The sequence below is a fragment of the Burkholderia sp. Ac-20345 genome (assembly GCF_017104825.1).
GTDB lineage: Bacteria > Pseudomonadota > Gammaproteobacteria > Burkholderiales > Burkholderiaceae > Burkholderia > Burkholderia lata_B.
This window is the reverse complement of sequence record NZ_JAAGPO010000028.1, coordinates 30,001-50,772: the sequence shown is the minus strand read 5'-3', so window position 1 is coordinate 50,772 and position 20,772 is coordinate 30,001. Positions and strand designations below refer to the sequence as shown.

The 20,772-nt window shown below is 67.3% G+C and carries 19 protein-coding genes; 6 read left to right on the top strand and 13 right to left on the bottom strand.

Features of this window, described 5'->3' with window-relative positions; translation table 11 throughout:
* Positions 1-52: 52 nt before the first annotated feature.
* The 4 genes from G3O06_RS13360 to G3O06_RS13345 all read right to left on the bottom strand — a co-directional run bounded on the left by G3O06_RS13360 (position 53) and on the right by G3O06_RS13345 (position 2,708).
* Positions 53-349 carry an XRE family transcriptional regulator gene (locus tag G3O06_RS13360; RefSeq protein ID WP_011355454.1) on the bottom strand — a complete coding sequence of 99 codons (297 nt, stop codon included), beginning with the start codon at positions 347-349 and terminating at the stop codon, positions 53-55.
* 73 nt (positions 350-422) lie between these two features.
* Entirely contained in the window at positions 423-782 is a 360-nt protein-coding gene (locus tag G3O06_RS13355; RefSeq protein ID WP_174969386.1) for a type II toxin-antitoxin system RelE/ParE family toxin, read from the bottom strand.
* A 121-nt stretch (positions 783-903) separates the two neighbouring features.
* A complete protein-coding gene (gene pcaQ, locus G3O06_RS13350; protein WP_174969385.1) occupies positions 904-1,890 on the bottom strand; it encodes a pca operon transcription factor PcaQ in 987 nt (328 codons plus the stop codon).
* A gap of 77 nt (positions 1,891-1,967) precedes the next feature.
* The gene (locus tag G3O06_RS13345) at positions 1,968-2,708 is read right to left on the bottom strand and encodes a helix-turn-helix transcriptional regulator (RefSeq protein WP_205816307.1); all 741 of its coding nucleotides are present in this window, start codon (positions 2,706-2,708) and stop codon (positions 1,968-1,970) included.
* A gap of 120 nt (positions 2,709-2,828) precedes the next feature.
* Between G3O06_RS13345 and G3O06_RS13340 the strand changes: the two genes are divergently transcribed.
* The 3 genes from G3O06_RS13340 to pcaG all read left to right on the top strand — a co-directional run bounded on the left by G3O06_RS13340 (position 2,829) and on the right by pcaG (position 4,973).
* Positions 2,829-3,395: a YiiX/YebB-like N1pC/P60 family cysteine hydrolase gene (locus G3O06_RS13340; protein ID WP_205816306.1), complete on the top strand. Its 567-nt coding sequence runs from the start codon at positions 2,829-2,831 to the stop codon at positions 3,393-3,395.
* Between the two features lie 273 nt (positions 3,396-3,668).
* Positions 3,669-4,376: a protocatechuate 3,4-dioxygenase subunit beta gene (gene pcaH, locus G3O06_RS13335; protein ID WP_006489685.1), complete on the top strand. Its 708-nt coding sequence runs from the start codon at positions 3,669-3,671 to the stop codon at positions 4,374-4,376.
* Positions 4,377-4,379: 3 nt separating this feature from the next.
* Positions 4,380-4,973: a protocatechuate 3,4-dioxygenase subunit alpha gene (gene pcaG / locus G3O06_RS13330; protein WP_059732799.1), complete on the top strand. Its 594-nt coding sequence runs from the start codon at positions 4,380-4,382 to the stop codon at positions 4,971-4,973.
* Between the two features lie 458 nt (positions 4,974-5,431).
* On the opposite strand, the gene G3O06_RS13325 is transcribed toward pcaG, so the two are convergent.
* On the bottom strand, positions 5,432-6,211 hold the full coding sequence (locus G3O06_RS13325) for a helix-turn-helix transcriptional regulator (RefSeq protein ID WP_205816305.1): 780 nt from the start codon (positions 6,209-6,211) through the stop codon (positions 5,432-5,434).
* A 142-nt stretch (positions 6,212-6,353) separates the two neighbouring features.
* Between G3O06_RS13325 and G3O06_RS13320 the strand changes: the two genes are divergently transcribed.
* Complete coding sequence (locus G3O06_RS13320) at positions 6,354-7,133, top strand: alpha/beta hydrolase (RefSeq protein ID WP_205816304.1); 780 nt, start codon at positions 6,354-6,356, stop codon at positions 7,131-7,133.
* A 38-nt stretch (positions 7,134-7,171) separates the two neighbouring features.
* Here G3O06_RS13320 and G3O06_RS13315 read toward each other — a convergent pair whose 3' ends face one another.
* The 8 genes from G3O06_RS13315 to G3O06_RS13280 all read right to left on the bottom strand — a co-directional run bounded on the left by G3O06_RS13315 (position 7,172) and on the right by G3O06_RS13280 (position 16,516).
* Entirely contained in the window at positions 7,172-7,999 is an 828-nt protein-coding gene (locus G3O06_RS13315) for a M55 family metallopeptidase (protein WP_205816303.1), read from the bottom strand.
* Positions 7,996-9,078 carry a P1 family peptidase gene (locus tag G3O06_RS13310; RefSeq protein ID WP_205816302.1) on the bottom strand — a complete coding sequence of 361 codons (1,083 nt, stop codon included), beginning with the start codon at positions 9,076-9,078 and terminating at the stop codon, positions 7,996-7,998. Before G3O06_RS13310 ends, G3O06_RS13315 begins: the two co-directional genes overlap by 4 nt.
* Positions 9,078-9,971 (bottom strand): glutathione ABC transporter permease GsiD, encoded by an 894-nt coding sequence (gene gsiD / locus G3O06_RS13305; protein ID WP_174996404.1) that lies wholly within the window; start codon positions 9,969-9,971, stop codon positions 9,078-9,080. The genes G3O06_RS13310 and gsiD overlap by 1 nt, the downstream gene beginning before the upstream one ends.
* Before the next feature lie 7 nt (positions 9,972-9,978).
* Positions 9,979-10,899 carry a glutathione ABC transporter permease GsiC gene (gene gsiC / locus G3O06_RS13300; protein ID WP_174910576.1) on the bottom strand — a complete coding sequence of 307 codons (921 nt, stop codon included), beginning with the start codon at positions 10,897-10,899 and terminating at the stop codon, positions 9,979-9,981.
* Positions 10,900-10,978: 79 nt separating this feature from the next.
* The gene (gsiB, locus tag G3O06_RS13295; protein WP_174969378.1) at positions 10,979-12,541 is read right to left on the bottom strand and encodes a glutathione ABC transporter substrate-binding protein GsiB; all 1,563 of its coding nucleotides are present in this window, start codon (positions 12,539-12,541) and stop codon (positions 10,979-10,981) included.
* Between the two features lie 95 nt (positions 12,542-12,636).
* Positions 12,637-14,544, bottom strand: coding sequence for a dipeptide ABC transporter ATP-binding protein (locus G3O06_RS13290; protein WP_205816301.1), 1,908 nt, complete (start codon positions 14,542-14,544; stop codon positions 12,637-12,639).
* 29 nt (positions 14,545-14,573) lie between these two features.
* Positions 14,574-15,575 (bottom strand): isoaspartyl peptidase/L-asparaginase, encoded by a 1,002-nt coding sequence (locus G3O06_RS13285; RefSeq protein ID WP_205816300.1) that lies wholly within the window; start codon positions 15,573-15,575, stop codon positions 14,574-14,576.
* On the bottom strand, positions 15,572-16,516 hold the full coding sequence (locus tag G3O06_RS13280; RefSeq protein ID WP_174969376.1) for a MurR/RpiR family transcriptional regulator: 945 nt from the start codon (positions 16,514-16,516) through the stop codon (positions 15,572-15,574). Before G3O06_RS13280 ends, G3O06_RS13285 begins: the two co-directional genes overlap by 4 nt.
* Positions 16,517-16,988: 472 nt before the next feature.
* Here G3O06_RS13280 and G3O06_RS13275 point away from each other — a divergent pair, with 472 nt between their 5' ends.
* Both G3O06_RS13275 and G3O06_RS13270 read left to right on the top strand, forming a co-directional pair.
* On the top strand, positions 16,989-18,260 hold the full coding sequence (locus G3O06_RS13275; protein ID WP_205816299.1) for an MFS transporter: 1,272 nt from the start codon (positions 16,989-16,991) through the stop codon (positions 18,258-18,260).
* 27 nt (positions 18,261-18,287) lie between these two features.
* The gene (locus tag G3O06_RS13270) at positions 18,288-20,708 is read left to right on the top strand and encodes a glycoside hydrolase family 31 protein (protein WP_205816298.1); all 2,421 of its coding nucleotides are present in this window, start codon (positions 18,288-18,290) and stop codon (positions 20,706-20,708) included.
* Positions 20,709-20,772 lie beyond the last annotated feature (64 nt).

The window sequence follows — 20,772 nt, the reverse complement described above, 5'->3', positions numbered from 1 at the left end:
CGCATCACGCGGATAGTCGCGGATTCGGCCGTACGCCGATTCTTCACGCCCGTCAGGCGGGCACCAGCTCGAAGCTGAGCCGTTTGCCGAGTGCGGCGGCCGCGCTCGCGAGCGTCGCCAGCGTGAGGCTCGTGTCGGTTTCGTCGAGCAGACGGTTGAGCGCGGCGCGGCTGGTTTTCATCCGCGCGGCCATCGCGGTTTTCGTGATGTGCTGCGCCTTCATTTCCTGCCCGATCTGCCAGGCGATCACGCGCTTGATCGCGGTGGCGGTGGCCGCTTCGAGATTGCCGTCCTCCTCGAGGAAGGTATCGAAATCGCTGCCGATATGCGGATTGTTCGTGGTCGTCATGGGGTACTCCAGTGCATGGCGTTGCCGGCTGCCTGACCGTCGACGACGGTGCGTTCCAGCACAACCGGTAAATTCAGATGGCGCGCGTCAGCGCTTTCAGGCGCGCGACGGTGACATCGAGATCGTCCGACGGCGTGGCCCGCGACTGCTTGAAGAAGCCATGCAGCAGGACCATCGCGCCGCTGACGACCGTAAACAGCACGCGGGCGCTCCGCCCCGGCAACATCACGCGGATCTCCCACAGATCCTGCGCGATCTTCCGGACCAGCGGCATGCCGAGCGGCCAGCCCAGTTGAACGGTCTTGATCTCTTCGCCGATCGCCCTTCGCTCCGCTTGCCCGAGCGCCTTCAGCCATTCGCGCACCGGCTCGTTGCCACGGGCCGTCTGGAAGAACCGCACGCCGAGCGTGACCTGGATCTGCTGTCTCGTCATCGTCTTGACACCAATCGTACCAAAATCGGTACGATACGCCAAGCACCACGAGGCCTGCTACTGACCGGATGGCCAATCCGGCAGCCGGGAACGGGCCGCGCTTGCCGCGCGGTCCGCCGGGTCAATCGTCGCGACGCGCCGGTTTGCGCGCCGCGCGTGAGGCCCCGCGTGCACGCGTGTCGCCGAACCGCGACCGCGCGATGTCGCGCACGGCATCGATCAGCGTCCGCGCGACCGGCGACGGCTGCGCATCGGTGCGCAACACGAGCCCGACCGGCTCGTCGGTGCCCGCCGACGGCAGCGGCAGGCGTGCCAGCGCTCCGGCCGACAAATCGTATTCGGCCGCATAGAGCGGCACGAACCAGACCGCATCGTTCTCGAGCGCCAGCGCGCGCGCGACCGATACCGACAGCACCTCGATGAACGAATCCAGCGGCGGCACACCGCAGGCACCGAGCAGTTGCTCGGCCGATTGGCGGATCAGCGTGCCGAACGGCGGCAGCACGACCGGATAGCGCGCGAGCTCGGCCGCCGGCGCCGCGCTCGCAAGCAGCGGATGCCCGGCGCGCACGACAGCGACGAGCGGCTCGTTGTACAACTGCTCGAACGCGAGCCCGATCATCCGCTCCGGCTCCGACAGCCGCCCGATCGCGCACTCGATCGCGCCGGACTTCAGGCGCTCGAGCAGATCGGCGTTCGCGGCCGTCGCGATCCGCACGACGACGCGCGGCCAGCGCTCGGCGAGCGCCTTCATCAACGCAGGCGCAAGCGACGCCGCGACGGTCGGCAGCATGCCGATTTCCAGCGTCGCCGCGGCGGCCCCGCCTTCGCGCGCGAGCAGCCCGACACCTTGCCGCAGCGCCAGCACGCACGCGTTCGCGTGCGGCATGAACAGCTGCGCCTCGCGGGTCGGCTGCGCGCCCTGCCGGCCGCGCTCGAACAGCTTCACGCCGAGGATCGCCTCCAGCTCGGCGATCGTCTTCGAGACGGCCGGCTGAGTGATCGACAGGCTTTCCGCGGCCTTCTGCACGCCGCCCAGCTGCGCGACTGCGAGAAAGCACTGCAGGTGCCGGAACTTGACGCGGCCGTCGGCGATACGGTTATTCATAACGGGTGGTTATGCGATTGACGATGAAATGCCATTTTGCATAACTTTCCGGATAGCCCCAAGCACTCGACGATGTATCACGACGCGACGCGCCGCAACGCCTGAAAACTGGCCGGCTCCCACATCCGCTTCGCGATCAGCAAGCTCGTCCCGTGCTTCTGCGCGAGCGGCGCGGACGACGATTCCGCGTGCAAGGCGGCCGCCTTGCTGCGCAACCGGCGCAACTCCAGGTCGAGCTCCGCAGCGGCGGCCTCCGTCAGCATCCCCTGCGAGAACGTCATCGTCTCGCCGGCGCGGTCGAAGCGGCTGTCGAGAAAATCGCCAAGCGCATGCGCATGGAAATAGCGGCGGATCGGCCCGCCCGGCAGCCAGTCGAAATCGCGCGCGACGCGCACGCGAATCCGATCGCCCGGCAGCAGCGCGACGACGTTCATCCGGTCGAGCATCAGCAGGTATTTCACGCACTCGGCCTTCGTCACTTGATAGGCCGACACGATGTCCTGCACGGTCCAGTAGTTGATCGCGCAAACGGCGACGACGAGCAATTTCTCGTCCGACACCAGCAACGCCTCCTGCTGCTCGGTCAGCACGTGCAGCCTCGGCGCCGACACCGAAGCCTCCTGCACGAGCTCGGCCAGCGTGTAGCCGAGCAGTTGGGCGATCTCCACGACACGCTCCAGCGTAAAGCGGCCGCTGGCGAACAGCCGCTTCACGCTCGTCTCGGAGACGTCGAGCGCACGCGCGACATCGCGGTAGGTCATGCCCTGCGCCTTCAACTGGCGCTTCAGCGTTTCGATGAGTTGGGCGGTTTCGGTCATGTTGGTATCGAAAAATGGTGCTCAAGGTCAGATATTAGGCCACTTGTGCAGGCAGATGAACACTTTCGGATACTTGTCTGCATAATCCGCTCCGTGCTGTCACCGAACGACGGAGCCGAAATGACCACCCGAACCGAAATCGCCGCCTACGAATCGCATCACACCGCCCCGCGCGATGCCCGCGACACCGATCGCACGATGCCGCTCGCCACGGTCCGTACGCTGGCCGCCAGCGCGCACGTCGGGGATCTCGTGTTCATCCGCGTGCCGGCGAATGCACCGCGCGACGCGGCAGGCACCACGGCCGCGTGGGCCAATCGCTTCGGCATCGTCGTCGATACGTCGGGCGACGAACCCGTGATCGCCGAGCCCGGGTTTGCATGGACGAAGCTCACGCCGCTGTCGCGCTTCGTCGCCCATACCGACGGCGGACGCATCGCGCTGGCACGCCGCATCGCGGCACCAACCGCCGATGCGCAGCGCCAGGTACATGCAACCGCGGAACGGCGAATCGACGCGCTGCTCGGCAACCGCTTCAACCTGCGGACGCGGCGCGGCTTCTGCGCGGACTACGTGAGCGACGTGCTCGGTGCCGATCGGGACGCGACGCCGGCCGCACTGCTGCGCAGCGGCACGCTGTCACTCGAATTCGACGGGATCGTGTTCGATCCCGGCCGCCAGGCATAACAGGCGCTCAGGGAGACCGGATAACAACAAGAACGACAACACAAAAAAGCGGCGACGGGCTGGCTGGAGGGCCGTGCACGGGGTCGTCACCGACGACGCGAAGCCCGATCGCTTTTTCCGCCGGACAGGCATCCTGTCCGGCGGAATTTTCATTGGTGCGTCGAACATAACGAACGGTTATGCGATTCGCGAAAAAAGGTCATTTTGCATAACTTTCCGGATTGGCTAAAGTCGTGCCATCCACTTCGCGAAATACCTATCAGGAGACACCCGATGGATTCCCCCACGATCCTCACGCCGCGCGACTGGCCGTCGCACCCGGCCTATGTCCACCCCGAGTACCGTTCGTCGGTGAAGCGCGGCCCGACCCGCCCGCTGATCCCGCTGAAAGAGAAACTGCGCGACCAGTACGCGCCCGTCTACGGCGCCGAAGATCTCGGCGCGCTCGACCATGACCTGACGAAGAACGCCGTGAAGAACGGCGAGCCGCTCGGCGAACGCATGGTCGTCACGGGCCGCGTGCTCGACGAAGGCGGCAAGCCCGTGCGCAACACGCTCGTCGAGGTGTGGCAGGCGAACGCGGCCGGCCGCTACGTGCACAAGGTCGACCAGCACGATGCGCCGCTCGACCCGAACTTCCTCGGCGCGGGCCGCTGCCTGACCGACGACGAAGGCCGCTACCGCTTCCTGACGATCAAGCCCGGCGCGTATCCGTGGGGCAACCATCCGAACGCGTGGCGCCCGAATCACATCCATTTCTCGCTGTTCGGCGATTACTTCGGCTCGCGTCTCGTCACGCAGATGTACTTCCCCGGCGACCCGCTGCTCGCGTACGACCCGATCTTCCAGGGCACGCCCGAGGCCGCGCGCGATCGCCTGATCTCGCGCTTCTCGATGGACATCACCGAAGAAGGCTATGCGCTCGGCTACGAATTCGACATCGTGCTGCGCGGCCGCGACGCTACCCCGATGGAGCGCTGAACCATGACGACGCTGAAGCAAACCCCTTCGCAGACGGTCGGCCCGTACTTCGCGTACGGCCTGTGCCCGCAGCAATACGACTACGACCTGAAGAGCCTGTTCACGCCGACGATCGCCGCAGCACACGCCGAAGGCGAGCACGTGCTGCTGGTCGGCCAGGTGTTCGACGGTGACGGCAACGTCGTCGGCGACGCGGTGCTCGAATTCACGCAGGTGGACGGCGCGGGCCGCTACCCGGCGTCGCGCGACGACATCGCGAAATCCGGCTTCACGGGTTTCGCGCGGGTCGGCACCGGCACCGATGCGCAGCAGCGTTTCGTCGTCGAGACGGTAAAGCCGGGCCGCATCGCCGCCGGCGAAGCGCCGCACATCAACGTGACCGTGATGATGCGCGGGATCCTCACCCACGCGTTCACGCGCGTGTACTTCGACGACGAAGCCGCCGCGAACGCAGCCGACCCAGTGCTGAACGCGGTGCCGGCCGAGCGCCGCGCGACGCTCGTCGCGAAACGCGACGCGCAGCCGGGCCGCCCGGTCGTCTACCGCTTCGACATCCGCATGCAGGGGCCGGACGAAACCGTGTTCTTCGACGTGTGACGCGCGGGCCGGCGCACGCCGGTTTCGCCCGCTACCGCACCGCCGCGTGGCGCGATACCAACAGGCATCGCGGCACGCGGCGTTTTTCATGCTCCGTCGCCATCATTCGATGCTGCGGCGCATCGCGCCGGGTCACGGGTGCCCGTCCCCGTTGTCACATGCCTCTGTCTCCCGAATCGAACGCGCGATTGAAACGCATGCTGCGACTGCACATAACTCGTCGCGCCGGCAGGATATCGTTTGCGCGTTATGCGGCGTATTCTTCGTTATCCGCAACGTCTCAACGGAATTGAATCGCGACCAGCAATAATTGCGCATGTAATGCGCGACACCGCCCGGCTGGCTGTGCGCGCATTTTTTCTGACCGAGTGCCTTTAAACGCGTCTGACCGAAGTTGGCAGGCGCGTATTTTTTTGCACCAGCCGGCGCACGGGCGTGGCGTGCGCCGATTCGTTCCGTTAGCGCCGAATCTCCAGATAGCGGCTCGGCGTGTCGCCCAGAATGCGGCGAAACGCCGACGTGAACGCGCTGGCGCTCGCGTACCCGAGATCGAGCGCGACGCGCGTCACCGGCTGCCCGTCGCTCAGGCGTGCGATCGCCGCGAGCATGCACACCTGCTGGCGCCATGCGGCAAAACTCACACCCGTCTGCGCACGAAACTGCCGCGTGAACGTGCGGCGGCTCACACCCGCGTCGGCCGCCACCTGATCGAGATCGGCCGCGATCGACGGCGATGCGAGCAGGTGCCGGCACACCTTCGCCAGCCGTGCGTCGGCCGGTAGCGGCGCATGCAGCGACAGGCGCGGCATCGTCGCGATTTCCGCGACCAGCAGCGCCATCAGCTTGCCCGCGCGCCCGTCGACGTCGTACAGGGCCGGCAGGTCGATCGCATCGTCGATCAGTTGGCGCAGCAGCGCCGATACGCCATACACGCCGCACTGCTCGGGCAGACCCGCCTCCAGCGCGGCGTCTCCGGCCACGAACGTGTTGAGCATCGTGACCGGCCCGGTCATCGTCATTTCGTGCCGCACGCCGGCCGGCACCCAGCACGCGCGCTGCGGCGGCACCAGCCAGCGCCCGTGCGGCGTCGACACGCTGATCGTGCCGCGCGACGCGAACGCGAATTGCCCGCGCCCGTGCGCGTGTTCCGGAAACGTCGTGCCCGCCGCATAGTCATTCGCGGTCACGACCACGCTCCGGGGAATGTTTTCGTAGGGATCTAGCAGCGTATTTCTCACGGCCCGAATTCCATCATCAATGACCCGATATCGAAGGCGGGACTCCTTCGCGCGATCTACGATCCGCTCCACCCTTGCGCGACCTGACGGCCGCAAGACCCGTCGGCCTGATCGGCCGGATTACCACTGCATCGGAGCGGACATGCCGAATATGTTTCATCGCGTGGGGGACGGCCCCCACCCTGTTCTTGTACTGCCCGGCTGGTTCGGCGACGCCCGCGCGTTCGAACCGGTCGAAGCGTGGCTGTCGCGCGAGCATTTCAGCTATGTATTCATGGACTACCGAGGTTACGGCCGCATGCGCGACGCAGCGGGCGACTACACGATCGACGAGATCGCCGCCGACGCGCTCGCGCTGGCCGACGCACTGGATTTCGCGACCTTCAGCATCGTCGGCCACTCGATGGGCGCAATGGCGGCCGAAAAAGTCGCCGTCATGGCGCCCGGGCGCGTGCGCGCGCTGGTGCCGGTCACGCCCGTGCCGTGCGGCGGCCTGCCGTTCGACGCGGAAAAACGCGCGCTATTCGAGCGCGCGGCCGACCACGTCGCCGATCGCCGGACCATCATCGATCGCAGCACCGGCGGCCGGCTGCCCGCCGCCTGGGTCGAGTGGAAAGCCGCGTATTCGGCAGCCCGTTCGTCGCCGCGTGCGTTCGGCGCGTACTTCCGCGCGTGGGCCGATACGGATTTCAGCGACGAAATCGCCGGCATCCATCCGGTGAAAGTGCTCATCGGCGAGCACGATCCGGCGTTTGACGCGGCGCTGATGGCCCGCACCTACCTGCGGCGCTATCCGCTCGCCACCGTCGACGTGCTGCGCAATGCGGGCCACTATCCGATGAACGAGACGCCGCTCGCGATGGTCGCGGCGATGGAAGCGTTCCTGCTCACCGTGACGGCGAGCCCCGTAGGCATCCCCTGACGACGCGCGGCGCGCAAGCGGCACGGCGACGACGCGCATCACCGCAGCATGAACGACATCGCCGACAAGCTGTTCAGCGTGCGTACCACATGCTCGACCGACGGCCCGTCGAAGCGCAGCGTCACCGCATCGACGCGCTCCAGCGACGGCAGCACGCAGAACAGGTCGGCCAGCGCCGCCGTCTGCACGCGCAGCGTGCACGCGGCCGGCGCGGGCCGATGGGCGCCGGCGCGCACGCCTGCCGACACTGCGTGCGCGACCGTTTCGCGCGCGGCGGTTGCGATCCGCGCACATGACGCGGCGGGCGTGAGCGTATCGCCGCTCGATGCGCCGCCGGCCGTCTTGATCGTCTCGAAATGCGCATCCGGAAACAGCGGCTGCGTTTCCTCCGCGAACACGTCGTCACCCGTGGCCAGCGCGACGTGCGCGCCGTATTCCCGCGCCAGCGCACCGTACAGCCCGGCTTCGCCGAGTTCGACGCCGTTCAGCCACACCTGCGTGAACGCGAAGCTGTTGATCGTGTGCGCGAGTACACCGCGCGTCTGCGATTTCGCGTGATAGCCGATCATGAACACGAGATCGGGCTGCTGTTCGAGGCCCGCCATCATCCCGAGCGTGCGCGGCTTGCCGAGCACGACGCGCGCACGCGCATCGAGCCCGTCGGGCAGCAGGTTGCGAAAGCCGCCATGCGAATCGTTGACCCACACGGCCTGCGCGCCGCCCATGAACGCGCCTTCGATCGCCGCGTTCGCCTCGGCGGTCATCCAGCGGCGCGCGCGCTCGTATTCCGGATTGCCGGCGCGCGTCTGCTCGGTGGCGAATACGCCGGCGACGCCTTCGATATCGGTCGAAATCAGGATCTTCATGACTGGGTAAGACGTCCTTCGTGGCCTTCGTTGAACAGGCGATCGAGATCGGGCACCGCATCGCGCAGCGATTGCCGCATGTGGCCGTCGCGCCCCGCCACCGTCACGGCCTGCAGCAACGCATCGGCGATCGCGTGTTCGACGCTTTCGGCCGCGGCCATGAACAGCGGGTCGAGCGCGGCATCGGCGACGAGGGCCGGCAGCGCGAGGGTCGATGCGTCGTGCGCGATCGTATATGCGGTGGAGAATGCGAGCGCGATGTCGCCGCTGCCGTGCCCGTAGACCGAGCCCGTGCGGGCCAATCCAGCACCTGCACGGCGCGCGAGCCGCGACAGTTGTCGCGCATCGAGCGGCGCATCGGTGGCCAGCAGCAGGATGATCGAGCCCTGCTCGGGTGGCGCCGCGTGCGCGGCCTCGGCCGCACGCCGTTGCGCGACGATGCGCCCGACCGGCACGCCGCCGAGCGTCAGCATCGGCAGCCGGCCGAAATTCGCGAGCACGAGTGCGCCGACCGTATAGGGCCTGCCGGCCGCGACGGCGACGCGCGATGCCGAACCGATCCCGCCCTTCAGGTCGAAGCTCGACATCCCGCGCCCGGCACCCACCGCGCCACGTGCGACGTCACGCGATGCCGCGCGGCACGCGTCGTCGTAATGCGCGGCCGTGACCGCGAACGCCTGGATATCGTTCAGGTAGCCGTCGTTGCACTCGAACACGAGCGGGTTGACGGTCGACCAGTCGCGGCCGATCTGCGGATTCGCCGCGATCGCCGCGCGGATCTGCGCCTGCGCGACCGCGCCGACGCCGAACGTATTGGTCAGCGCGATCGGCGTCTCGAGCGTGCCGAGCTCGTCGACCTGCACGAGCCCGACGCTCTTGCCGAAACCGTTGATCACGGCGGCCCCCGCCGGTACCTTGCTGCGGTACACGTCACCCGGATGCGGTTTCACGACCGTCACACCCGTCTGCACGTTGCCGGTATCGAGCGTGCAATGGCCGACCGTCACACCCGGCACGTCGGCGATCGTGCCGCGCGGCCCGGCCGGCAGCGTTGCCGTCCACATCGGTGCACTGCGCATCAGCGGCGCTCCAGCTTCGGATCGAGCGCGTCGCGCAGCCCGTCGCCGAGCAGGTTGAACGCGAGCACGGTCAGGAAGATCGCGAGGCTCGGGAAGATCGCGATGTGCGGCGCCGTCACCATATCCGCACGTGCCTCGTTGAGCATCGCGCCCCACTCCGGCGTCGGCGGTTGCGCGCCGAGCCCGAGGAACGACAGGCTCGCGGCCGTGATGATCGACGTGCCGATCCGCATCGTGAAGTAGACGACGACCGACGACACGGTGCCCGGCAGGATGTGCCGCATGATGATCGTCCAGTCCGACGCGCCGATGCTGCGCGCGGCCTCGACATAGGTCATGTGCTTGAGCATCAGCGTGTTGCCGCGCACGAGTCGCGCGAACGCCGGGATGCTGAAGATCGCGACCGCGCAGATCACGTTGACCATCCCGTTGCCGAGGATCGCGACCACGCCGATCGCGAGCAGGATGCCCGGGAACGCGAACAGCACGTCGGCCACGCGCATCGTGATGCGGTCCCACCAGCCTTCGTAGTAGCCGGCGAGCAGCCCGAAGAACGTGCCGATCACCGCGCCGAGCGCGACCGAGAAGAAGCCGGCCGCGAGCGAGATGCGCGTGCCCGTGATGATCCGGCTGAAGATGTCGCGGCCGAGCGAATCGACGCCGAACCAGTGCACGGCCGACGGCCCCGCGTTCAGTGCGTCGTAGTCGAAATAATTTTCCGGATCGAACGGCACGATGTGCGGGCCGACGAACGCCAGCACGACAAGCGCCAGCACGAAGCCTCCCGCGACGAGCGCGACGGTCTGCTTGCGGAACTTGCGCCAGAATTCGCGCCACGGCGTGCGGATCGCGGTCGGTGCGGCCGGCGCCGCGGTCTGGACTGTCGCGTTCATGCGCGCCTCACTTGAACCGGATGGTCGGGTTGATGACCGCGTACAGCACGTCGACGGTCAGGTTGATCAGGATGAACTCGAGCGAAAACAGCAACACGATCGCCTGGATCACCGGGTAGTCGCGCATCGTCACCGCATCGACGAGCAGGCGCCCGAGCCCCGGCCAATTGAACACGACCTCGACGACGATCGAGCCGCCGAGCAGGAAGCCGAACTGCAGCCCCATCATCGTGACGACCGGGATCATCGCGTTGCGCAGGCAGTGCTTGAGCACCACCATCGGCTCGTGCACGCCCTTCGCGCGTGCGGTGCGCACGAAATCCTCGTTCAGCACCTCGACGAACGACGCACGCGTGAAGCGCGCCATCACGGCCGCGACCGCGGCGCCGAGCGTCAGCGACGGCAGCACGTAGCTCTTCCACGAGCCGTCCGGCACGACCGGCAGCCAGCCGAGCTTCACCGAGAAGATTTCCATCAGCAGCATGCCGAGCGCGAACGCGGGAAACGAGATGCCCGACACCGCGAGCGTCATGCCGAGGCGATCCGGCCAGCGGTTGCGCCACACCGCCGACGCGATCCCGATCGCCATCCCGAAGGCCGTCGCCCACACCATGCTGACGAGCGTCAGCATCAGCGTCGGCATGAAGCGTTCGCCGATCTCGGTCGAGACCGGCCGCTTGCTGCGCGTCGACATGCCGAAGTCGCCGTGCGCGATCTTCGTGAAGAAGTTCACGAACTGCGCGGGCAGCGGCCGGTCGAGTCCGAGATCGGCACGCACGAGCGCGACCGTCGCGTCGTCGGCTTCGGGGCCGGCCGCGAGCCGCGCCGGATCGCCCGGCAGCAGGTGGACGAACAGGAACACCAGCACCGCGACGATCGCGAGCGTGGGCAGCAGGCCGAACAGGCGTTTGACGAGAAAATTCAGCATGGGGCACCGATCGAATCAGCGTGCCGGCGGCTTGCGCCGCCGGCACCGCATGGCGGACGAACCGCCGTCATCACCACTGTCATTTCAGCGAGATTTCGTCGAAGTTGAACGAGCCGTCCGGCATCACGTACGCACCCTGTAGCCGCTTGCTGCGCGCATACACGATCTTCTCCTGCACGAGGAAGATCCACGGTGCATCGGTCCAGATCTGCTTCTGCGCATCGGCGTAGAGGTCGGTCTTCTTCGCGCGATCGACCGTCTCCAGCGCCTTCGTCAGATCGCCGTCGACCGTATCGTTCTTGTAGTACGCGGTGTTGACGAGCTTCGGCGGCGCCGACGCGCCGGCGAGCAGCGGCGTGATCGCCCAGTTCGCTTCGCCGGTCGACGACGACCAGCCGATGTAGTACATCCGCACCGGCGCCTTCGCCGGATCCGGCGCGCTCTCGACCTTCGCGACCCGCTCGCCGGCTTCCAGCGCCTGCACCTGCACCTTCACGCCGACCTGCGCGAGCTGCTGCTGCACGAACTGGATCGCCTTCTGCGACGTCGAGTTGTTATACGCGGACCACAGCGTCGTCTCGAAGCCGTTCGGATAGCCGGCCTCCTTCAGCAGCGCGCGCGCCTTCGCCGGGTCGTACGGCCACGGGCCCAGCTTCGTCGCGTAGTCGACACCCTGCGGCACCACGCCGGTCGACGGCGTCGCGAAGCCGGAGAACGCGACCTTCGCGAGCGCTTCCTTGTTCACCGCGTAGTTCAGCGCCTGGCGCACCTTCGGGTTGTCGAACGGCTTCTGCTGCATGTTCAGCGACACGTAGCGCTGCACGATCGACGCCCGCTCGACGATGTCGACCTTCGGGTTGCCCTTCAGGTCGACCGCCTGCTCGAACGGAATGCGGAACGCGAAATCGGCTTCGCCCGTCTTGATCAGTGCCGCACGCGTGTTGTTGTCGACCACCGGCTTCCAGTCGATCGCGTCGATCTTCGGATAGCCCTTCTTCCAGTAGCCGGCGAACTTCTTCACCTTCAGGTCGTCGGTCTGCTTCCATTCGACGAACTCGAACGGGCCCGTGCCGACCGGATGCAGCGCGATGTCGCGGCCCCACTTCTTCAGCGCGGCCGGCGAGATCATCACGGCCGACGGGTGCGCGAGTGTGTTGATCAGCGCCGAGAACGGCTCGCGCAGCGTGATCTTCACCGTGTACGGATCGACCACTTCGGTCTTCTCGATCACGCGGAACATGTTGTAGCGCTTCAGGTGGTTCGCGGGATCGGTCACGCGGTCGAAGTTCGCCTTCACGGCCGCGGCGTTGAAATCGGTGCCGTCGTGGAATTTCACGCCCTGGCGCAGCTTGATCGTGTAGACCTTCGCATCGGGGCTCGCGTCGTAGCTGGTCGCCAGCACGTTGACGAGCTTCATGTCCTTGTCGAAGCCGAACAGCCCCTGGTAGAACGACTTCACGACGGCCTGCGACACCGTGTCGTTCGCGTCGTACGGATCCATCGTCGTGAACGTCGAATCCACCGCCATCACCGCGGTCTGCTGCGCGAACGCGGGCACCGCGGCCGACAGCGCGAACGCGCCGGCAAGCGCGACGAAACACGCGCGCGGACGAAACATCGGGAACGGATGCTGCTTGGTCATTTTGCTGGGCTCCTATCGGTGAATCGGTGACGCCTCACGGGCGTTTCGGTTTCGACTTCCTGCAAGCTCGCGCATCGCCGTGGCGATGCATTCCTTCAGTACGCGCCGCCGACGCGGTGCGTTGCGACGTAATGATCGGGGCCGACCGCGACGAGCGACGCGACGGCGGGCTCGTCGCCGACCGCGCGGATCGGGCTGGGAATCTCGTCCGCCGCGAGCTGGCGCGGCGCATGCCGGCGCGCGGGGTCGGCCACCGGCACCGCGCTCATCAGTTTCTTCGTATACGGATGCTGCGGTGCCTCGAACACCGCGCGGCGCGGGCCGATCTCGACGATCTGGCCGAGATACATCACCGCGACGCGATGGCTGATGCGTTCGACCACGGCCATGTCGTGCGAGATGAACAGGTACGCGACGCCGAGCTCGCGCTGCAGGTCGAGCATCAGGTTGACGATCTGCGCCTGCACCGACACGTCGAGCGCCGACACCGATTCGTCGGCGATCACGACCTTCGGGTTCAGCGCAAGCGCACGCGCGATCGCGATCCGCTGGCGCTGGCCGCCCGAGAATTCATGCGGATAACGGCGCGCGGCCTCCGGCGGCAGGCCGACCTTGTCGAGCAGCCAGTCGACGCGCGCCTGCGCTTCACGGCCGCTCGCGACGCCGTGCACCAGCAGCGGCTCCATGATCGAGAAGCCCACGGTCAGGCGCGGGTTCAGCGACGCGAACGGATCCTGGAAGATGAACTGGATGTTCCGGCGCAGCGCCTGCAGGTCCGCGCCCTTCATCGCGCTGATGTCGCGGCCGTCGAATTCGATCGAGCCGCTCTGCGATTCGACGAGGCGCAGCAGCGAGCGGCCGGTGGTCGACTTGCCGCAGCCCGATTCGCCGACCAGCGCGAGCGTCTCGCCCGCGCGCAGTTCGAAGCTCACGCGCTCGACCGCATGCACGTATTGCGACACGCGACCGAACACGCCGCTCTTCACCGGGAAGCGCGTCACGAGATCGCTCACGCGCAGGATCGGCGTCGCCGACTGATCGACGGGCGGCTGCGCCTCGTCGTTTGCCGCCGGTGCGGGCGACGCCGCCGGTGCTGCCGCGCTCGCGCCCTCCACCTTCAGCAGCGGGAATTTCTCGGGTGCGTCGGTGCCCTGCATCGAACCGAGCTTCGGCACGGCCGCGAGCAGCGCGCGCGTGTAGCGATGCTCGGGCGCCGCGAAGATGCGATCCGATTCGCCCTCCTCGACCTTCTCGCCGCGATACATCACGAGCACGCGGTCGGCCACTTCGGCCACCACGCCCATGTCGTGCGTGATGAAGATCACGCCCATGTTCATTTCGTCCTGCAGCCCGCGCACCAGTTGCAGGATCTGCGCCTGGATCGTCACGTCGAGCGCGGTGGTCGGCTCGTCGGCGATCAGCAACGAAGGCCGGCACGACAGCGCCATCGCGATCATCACGCGCTGCCGCATCCCGCCCGACAACTGATGCGGATAGCGCGCGAACACGCGGCGCGCCTCCGGAATGCGCACGAGCTCGAGCAGCCGCAGCGTCTCCGCCCGCGCTTCCGTCGCGCTTTTAGACTGATGCAGCGCGATCGCCTCGCTGATCTGGTCGCCGACCGTAAACACCGGGTTCAGCGACGTCATCGGCTCCTGGAAGATCATCGCGATGTCCGCGCCGCGAATGCCGCGCATCGTCGAGCCGCTCGCCTGCGCGAGATCGACGAGCGCGCCGCCGCGCCGGCGGAATGCGATCCGGCCGTTCGTGATCGCGCCGCCGCCGTGCTCGACGAGCCGCATCAGCGCGAGCGACGTGACCGACTTGCCCGAGCCCGATTCGCCGACGATCGCAAGCGTCTCGCCGCGATCGACGTGAAACGACACGTTGCGCACCGCGTCGAACGTCGCACCTTCGCGGCGGAACGTGACCGACAGGTCGTCGACGGCCACCACGCGCTGCTCGGGCAGCACCAGGCCGGACGGGTTACGGCTCGAAGTCATCGTGGGTCTCCTCCTCGTGCGGCCCGCTTTCAGGCCGTGTCGTCGTCGCGATAGATGCCGACCACCGGCGCTTCACCTACGCGCGCGTAGCCGCGGTACATCCCTTCGGTGTTGAACGGCATCGCGACGTTGCCGTGCGCGTCGACCGCGATGATCCCGCCGCGGCCGGCGAGGCGCGGCAGCTTGTTCATCACGACGTCGTGCGCGGCGTCGGCGAGCGATGCGCCGCGATACGCGATCTGCGCAGCCACATCATGTGCAGTCGCGAGCCGGATGAACATCTCGCCGGTGCCGGTCGACGATACCGCGCACGTTGCGTCGTCCGCGTAGCAGCCCGCGCCGATGATCGGCGAATCGCCGACACGCCCCGGCTGCTTGTTCGTGATGCCACCCGTCGACGTTGCCGCCGCGATGTGGCCGTGCCGGTCGCACGCGACCGCGCCGACCGTGCCGTGCTTGCGGTCCGGATCGAGCGGTTCGGCGGGCTGCTGCTGCGATTGTGAAGCGCCGAATGCTAACGATGCCGCGTCGTGGTCGAGCATCATGCCGGCCGCTGCGCGCGCCTTGACCCACTGCGCGTGACGCGCCTCGGTGTCGAAATAGCCCGGTTCCGCGAGTTCGAGCCCCTGCGCGGCCGCGAACGCATCGGCGCCCTCACCCGCGAACAGCACATGCTCGCTTGCTTCCATCACGCGCCGCGCGGCAAGCACCGGATTGCGCACGCGCGTCGCGCAGCAGATCGCGCCGGCGCCGAGCGTCGCGCCATCCATGACCGCCGCGTCGAGCTCGTGCTTGCCTTCGGCCGTATAGACGGCGCCGCGCCCGGCATTGAACAGCGGGCAGTCCTCGAGCATCCGCACCGCGACGGTGACGGCGTCGAGCGCGCTGCCGCCGTCGGCCAGCACCTGTTGCGCGGCCTCCAGGATCGCGGTCAGTTCGGCACGGTACTGACGTTCGGTGTCGGAATCCATCGCCTCGCGCAGGATGGTGCCTGCGCCGCCGTGAATCGCAACGATCGCGGGTGAAGTCATGTTTTTTTCGGACGGTGAGAAGAAGGGTTGGCGGCCGGCGGCGTCGCTTGCGGCTGCATGAGCCACGGCAGCAGGAATTCGGTCATCTCGGCCGCGGATTTCGCGGACCGGTGCGTGCGCAGCGCGACCGCGTCGATCAGCGCCTCGATCATCGCGAGCACCGCCGCTTCCGACGTGGCCGCGAAGCGCCGTTCGGCCTTGACGTACAGGTTCAGCGACGCGACCGGCGCAAGCGGCGATTGCGGGCCGTCGGAGATACCCAGTACGCGCGCACCGCGTGCGGCCGCGCGACGGGCGAGTTCGATCGTGTCCTTCACATAACGCGGAAACGCGAGCGCGATCACGAGATCGCGCGAATCGGCCGTGTACAGCCGCCGCGCCGCGTGCGACGGGCCGCCGAGCAATGCGAGCGACTGCACGTTGTCATGACAGACGGACAGCCCGTGCTCCATCAGCCCGGTGAGAAACGCGCTCGACCCCGCGCCGAGGATCAGCACGCGCCGCGCGCCGACGATCGCCTCGACCGCGGCTTCGACATCGGCCGCGTCCAGTTGCGCGCGTGTGTTCTCGATGTTCGCGACAGCCTGGTCGAATACCGCGTCGATCCATGCGGCACCGCGTACGCCCGGTTCCTGCTCCTGCGCGGAACGCAGCCGTTCGACCGGCCCGAGCGTCGCCTCGAAGCCGCGCACGAGCGCCGCGCGCATCGCCGGATAGCCGTCGAAACCGAGCGCCTTCGCGAAGCGGTTCGCGGTCGCGATCGACGCATTCACGGCCTGCGCGAGTTCGTCGATGCGCATCGTCGCCGCGCGGAACGGATTCGCGAGCACGAATTCGCCCATGCGCCGGTGGATCGGCGTCATCAACGGCATCGCCGACGCGATCCGCTCGGCGATCGCGGGTTCGTCGTGACTGGCGTCGTGCGGAACGAGAGGCGTCATGCGAAGGGTTGTTGCAAGGATGATGAAAATGAATTTACACAACTCCAATCTCAAAAAGAAATAAATTTTCATCAGGGTTGTCACGCCCCATCCCGCGCCCGTCGCTCGCCCGACGCCCGCACAGCCCCGCCGCACGGGCCGTTGGCGCGTGATCGCCGTACGGCGCCACGGGCGTTGATTGCCCTCGCACATCGGGAAAACCCCGAGCAAGTTCGTTCGAATGCAATTTCACGTTGACCGGATTCGAATTCGAACATAGGATGTTCGAAAATGATCAGTCGTCCGATAACATTGGTCTTCAACGAAGGTGAAATGTTCGCTTGAACACCATTATTCCGACTCAGATCGGGAAAATTGGCGCCCATCAAGATCGGACATCGTACGAATAAAGCGAAAACAAGCCATCCCGAACGGATGGTCGTCATGGATCGGGCCGGCGCCACGCGCCGGCCCTGCCCGACAGGAGACAGCAGTGAAGACAGTCAAGGCGTTGCGTTGGTGGATCATCGTGCTCGTATGTCTGGGCACGATCCTCAACTACCTCGCACGGAATTCCCTCGCGGTGCTCGCCCCCGAGCTGAAGCAGGTCTTTTCGATCTCGACGCAGCAGTATTCGTACATCGTCGGCGCGTTCCAGATCGGTTACACGATCATGCAGCCGGTGTGCGGCTTCGTCGTCGACCTGATCGGGCTGCGGCTCGGGTTCGCGCTGTTCGCGATGCTGTGGTCGGTGGTCGGCGTCGCGCACGGCTTCGCGTCGGGCTGGCTGTCGCTCGGCATCCTGCGCGGCTTCCTGGGCCTGTTCGAAGCCGCCGCGATTCCGTCGGGGATGAAGGCGGTTGCCGAATGGTTTCCCGATCGCGAGAAATCCGTCGCGGTCGGCTATTTCAACGCGGGCACGTCGCTCGGCGCCGCGATCGCGCCGCCGCTCGTCGTGTTCCTGTCGATGCGGTACGGCTGGCAGGCCGCGTTCATGGCCACCGGCGCGCTCGGCTTCGTGTGGGCCGCGCTCTGGTACACGCAATACCGGTCGCCGTCGGACCATCCGCGCATTACGCCGCAGGAGCGCGCGCTGATCCGCGACGGCCAGGCGACGATGCCGCCCGTGTCGAAGCGCCGCATCCGCGACGTCGTCACCGCACGACGCTTCTGGGCCATCGCGCTGCCGCGCTTCTTCGCCGAGCCCGCGTGGCAGACCTTCAGCTTCTGGATTCCGCTGTATCTCGCGACCGAGCGCCACATGGAACTCAAGCAGATCGCGATCTTCGCGTGGATGCCGTTTCTCGCGGCCGACCTCGGCGGCATCGCGGGCGGCTACCTGTCGCCGTATCTGGCCAAGCGGTTCAAGATGCCGCTCGTGTGGTCGCGCGTTGCCGGCGTCGCGCTCGGCGCGGTGCTGATGCTCGGGCCCGCGATGATCGGGCTCGTGGCGTCGCCGTACACGGCCATCGCGCTGTTCTGCGTCGGCGGCTTCGCGCACCAGATGATCTCCGCGCTCGTCAATACGCTGTCGGCCGACGTGTTCGATCCCGAGGAAGTCGGCACCGCGAGCGGCTTCGCCGGGATGGCCGCGTGGATCGGCGGGCTCGGTTTCTCGCTGCTGGTCGGCGCGCTCGCCGACAAGATCGGCTATGCGCCGCTGTTCGCGTGCCTCGGCCTGTTCGACATCATCGGCGTCACGCTGCTCGCGGTGCTGATCCGCGGGCAGTCGAAGCAGGAACGCCTGCTCGCACGGCACGCCTGACCTTCGCTCTCACCAGGAATCGCATTCATGACTTCGCTTCTTCATCCGCCCGTGTTCCGCGTCGCCGGCCAGCTCGCGAACCGTGTGCTGCTCGCGTCCGAGGCGGGCGCAACCGTCGAGATCTTCGTGCTCGAGGACGACATCGTGCGGGTGCGCGTGCTGCCCGACGCGACGGCGCGCAACCCGCGCACGTGGTCGATCGCGCCGGGCCTCGACGACGTGCCGCTCGACGGGCGCGACCGCCTCGACCTCGACGGCTTCGCCCTGCCCGCCTATACGCTCGCCGAAGACGACGACCACGTGTGCATCGAAACCGCGCAGATCCGCGTCGCGGTGCGCAAGCAAGGCGGCCACTGTACGTGGTCGATGCGCGGCACGGACGGCGCGTGGCGCGTCGCACTCACCGACCGCGCGACACAGGCGTACAACTTCGGCTGGTGGGACGATCGCGCGTATCACTACGTCGCTCGCGAGCGCGGCGACAAGGTGTTCGGCCTCGGCGAACGCGCGGGCGACCTCGACCGCACCGGCGCGCGCTTCGAGATGCGCAACATCGACGCGATGGGCTACAGCGCGAAGCACACCGACCCGCTGTACAAGCACATCCCGTTCTACATCACGTGGTCGCCCGATGCATGCCAGGGGTTCGGGCTGTTCTACGACACACTGTCGGACTGCTCGTTCGACATGGGCCGCGAGCTCGACAACTATCACGGCCCGTACCGCTATTTCGTCGCCGAGCACGGCGATCTCGACTACTACTTCATCGCGTCGCCCGACACGCCGCTCGCGGCCGCGCGGCGCTTCACGTGGCTGACGGGGCGCCCCGCGCGCACGCCGAAATGGGGGCTCGGCTATTCGGGCTCGACGATGAGCTACACCGATGCGCCGGACGCGCAGCAGCAGATGAACCAGTTCGTCGAACAGTGCGACACGCACGACATCCTGTGCGATTCGTTCCACCTGTCGTCGGGTTATACGTCGATCGGCGCGAAGCGCTACGTATTCAACTGGAACCGCGACAAGTTTCCCGACGCGAAGGGCTTCGTGAAGCATTACCGCGACCACGGCATCCGCCTGTGCGCGAACATCAAGCCGTGCCTGCTGCGCGACCATCCCGCATTCGAAGACGCGGCAAAGCGCGGGCTGATGATCCGCTCGGCGTCCGGCGAGCCCGCATGGGTGCAGTTCTGGGACGAGGTCGGTGCGTATCTCGACTTCACGCAGCCTGACGCGTACCGCTGGTGGCGCGAGCAGGTCACGTCGGCGCTGCTCGAATACGGAATCGAGTCGACCTGGAACGACAACAACGAGTACGAGATCTGGTCGCCCGACGCGATCGCGCACGGCTTCGGCCAGCCGTTTCCGGCGCGCGAGGCGAAGGTGCTGCAGACGATGCTGATGATGCGCGCGTCGCGCGAAGCGCAGCGCGCACATGCACCGGCGCAGCGGCCGTTCCTCGTGTCGCGCTCCGGCGGCGCCGGCATGCAGCGCTATGTGCAGACCTGGTCCGGCGACAACACCACGTCGTGGGAAACCTTGCGCTACAACCTGAAGATGGGCCTCGGGCTCGCGCTGTCGGGCGTGTCGAACATCGGCCACGACATCGGCGGCTTCTCCGGGCCCGCGCCGTCGCCGGAACTGCTGCTGCGCTGGGTGCAGTTCGGCATCTTCATGCCGCGCTTCAGCATCCATTCGTGGAACGACGACGGCACCGTCAACGAGCCGTGGATGTACCCGGAGACCACCGCGCAGATTGCGTCGCTGATCAAGCAGCGCTACCGGCTGCTGCCCTACCTCTATCACCTGCTGTGGCTGTCGACCACGCGCTACGAGCCCGTGCTGCGGCCGACCTTCGCCGATTTCCCCGGCGATGCGCGCTGCTACGACGCGTGCGACGACATGATGCTCGGCGACGCGCTGCTCGTCGCACCGGTCGTCGATCCCGGCCTGACGGAGCGTACCGTCTACCTGCCGTCAGGCGCGCGCTGGATGTGCTGCGCGAGCACGCAGTCGTTCGACGGCGGCACGAGCGTGACGCTGCCCGCGCCGTTCGATACGCCGGTGATGTTGTTGCGTGAAGGCCGCGTGCTGCCGCTGAACGTCGCGGAACAGCATTTCAGCGCGCGTGCCGACACGCGCGGCTTCCTCGTCGCGCCGCGCATCGAGGATGGTGTCGCATACGGTGAATGCGTCGAGGACGACGGCGAGACGGAAGCATGGCGCGACGGCGAATACGGGCTGTGGCGCATCGAAACGGGCCGCGAGGCGTCGGGCGCGCTCGGCGTATCGGTGCGCTGGGACGGCCGCCCGGCGCGCCCGTCCGACCGCGTCGAGATCCTGCTGCCCGCGTCGCTGCAAGGCCCGGTCGCCGTGCGCGGCGCGCGCGTCGAGCAGGATGCGCCGGACGGCGCATGGCGCCGCCTCGTCGTCGCATTCGATAGCTGAACCGCGTCATCGCACGCCAGGCGGGCCGTTCACGCGGCCCGCCACCCGCCACAGAGGAGGCGAC

Bases quoted from the DNA above. Each gene is read 5' to 3' on its own strand.
- G3O06_RS13360 (WP_011355454.1), bottom strand. From the start codon at position 349: ATGACGACCACGAACAATCCGCATATCGGCAGCGATTTCGATACCTTC.
- G3O06_RS13355 (WP_174969386.1), bottom strand. From the start codon at position 782: ATGACGAGACAGCAGATCCAGGTCACGCTCGGCGTGCGGTTCTTCCAG.
- pcaQ (WP_174969385.1), bottom strand. From the start codon at position 1,890: ATGAATAACCGTATCGCCGACGGCCGCGTCAAGTTCCGGCACCTGCAG.
- G3O06_RS13345 (WP_205816307.1), bottom strand. From the start codon at position 2,708: ATGACCGAAACCGCCCAACTCATCGAAACGCTGAAGCGCCAGTTGAAG.
- G3O06_RS13340 (WP_205816306.1), top strand. From the start codon at position 2,829: ATGACCACCCGAACCGAAATCGCCGCCTACGAATCGCATCACACCGCC.
- pcaH (WP_006489685.1), top strand. From the start codon at position 3,669: ATGGATTCCCCCACGATCCTCACGCCGCGCGACTGGCCGTCGCACCCG.
- pcaG (WP_059732799.1), top strand. From the start codon at position 4,380: ATGACGACGCTGAAGCAAACCCCTTCGCAGACGGTCGGCCCGTACTTC.
- G3O06_RS13320 (WP_205816304.1), top strand. From the start codon at position 6,354: ATGCCGAATATGTTTCATCGCGTGGGGGACGGCCCCCACCCTGTTCTT.
- G3O06_RS13315 (WP_205816303.1), bottom strand. From the start codon at position 7,999: ATGAAGATCCTGATTTCGACCGATATCGAAGGCGTCGCCGGCGTATTC.
- G3O06_RS13310 (WP_205816302.1), bottom strand. From the start codon at position 9,078: ATGCGCAGTGCACCGATGTGGACGGCAACGCTGCCGGCCGGGCCGCGC.
- gsiD (WP_174996404.1), bottom strand. From the start codon at position 9,971: ATGAACGCGACAGTCCAGACCGCGGCGCCGGCCGCACCGACCGCGATC.
- gsiC (WP_174910576.1), bottom strand. From the start codon at position 10,899: ATGCTGAATTTTCTCGTCAAACGCCTGTTCGGCCTGCTGCCCACGCTC.
- gsiB (WP_174969378.1), bottom strand. From the start codon at position 12,541: ATGACCAAGCAGCATCCGTTCCCGATGTTTCGTCCGCGCGCGTGTTTC.
- G3O06_RS13290 (WP_205816301.1), bottom strand. From the start codon at position 14,544: ATGACTTCGAGCCGTAACCCGTCCGGCCTGGTGCTGCCCGAGCAGCGC.
- G3O06_RS13285 (WP_205816300.1), bottom strand. From the start codon at position 15,575: ATGACTTCACCCGCGATCGTTGCGATTCACGGCGGCGCAGGCACCATC.
- G3O06_RS13280 (WP_174969376.1), bottom strand. From the start codon at position 16,516: ATGACGCCTCTCGTTCCGCACGACGCCAGTCACGACGAACCCGCGATC.
- G3O06_RS13270 (WP_205816298.1), top strand. From the start codon at position 18,288: ATGACTTCGCTTCTTCATCCGCCCGTGTTCCGCGTCGCCGGCCAGCTC.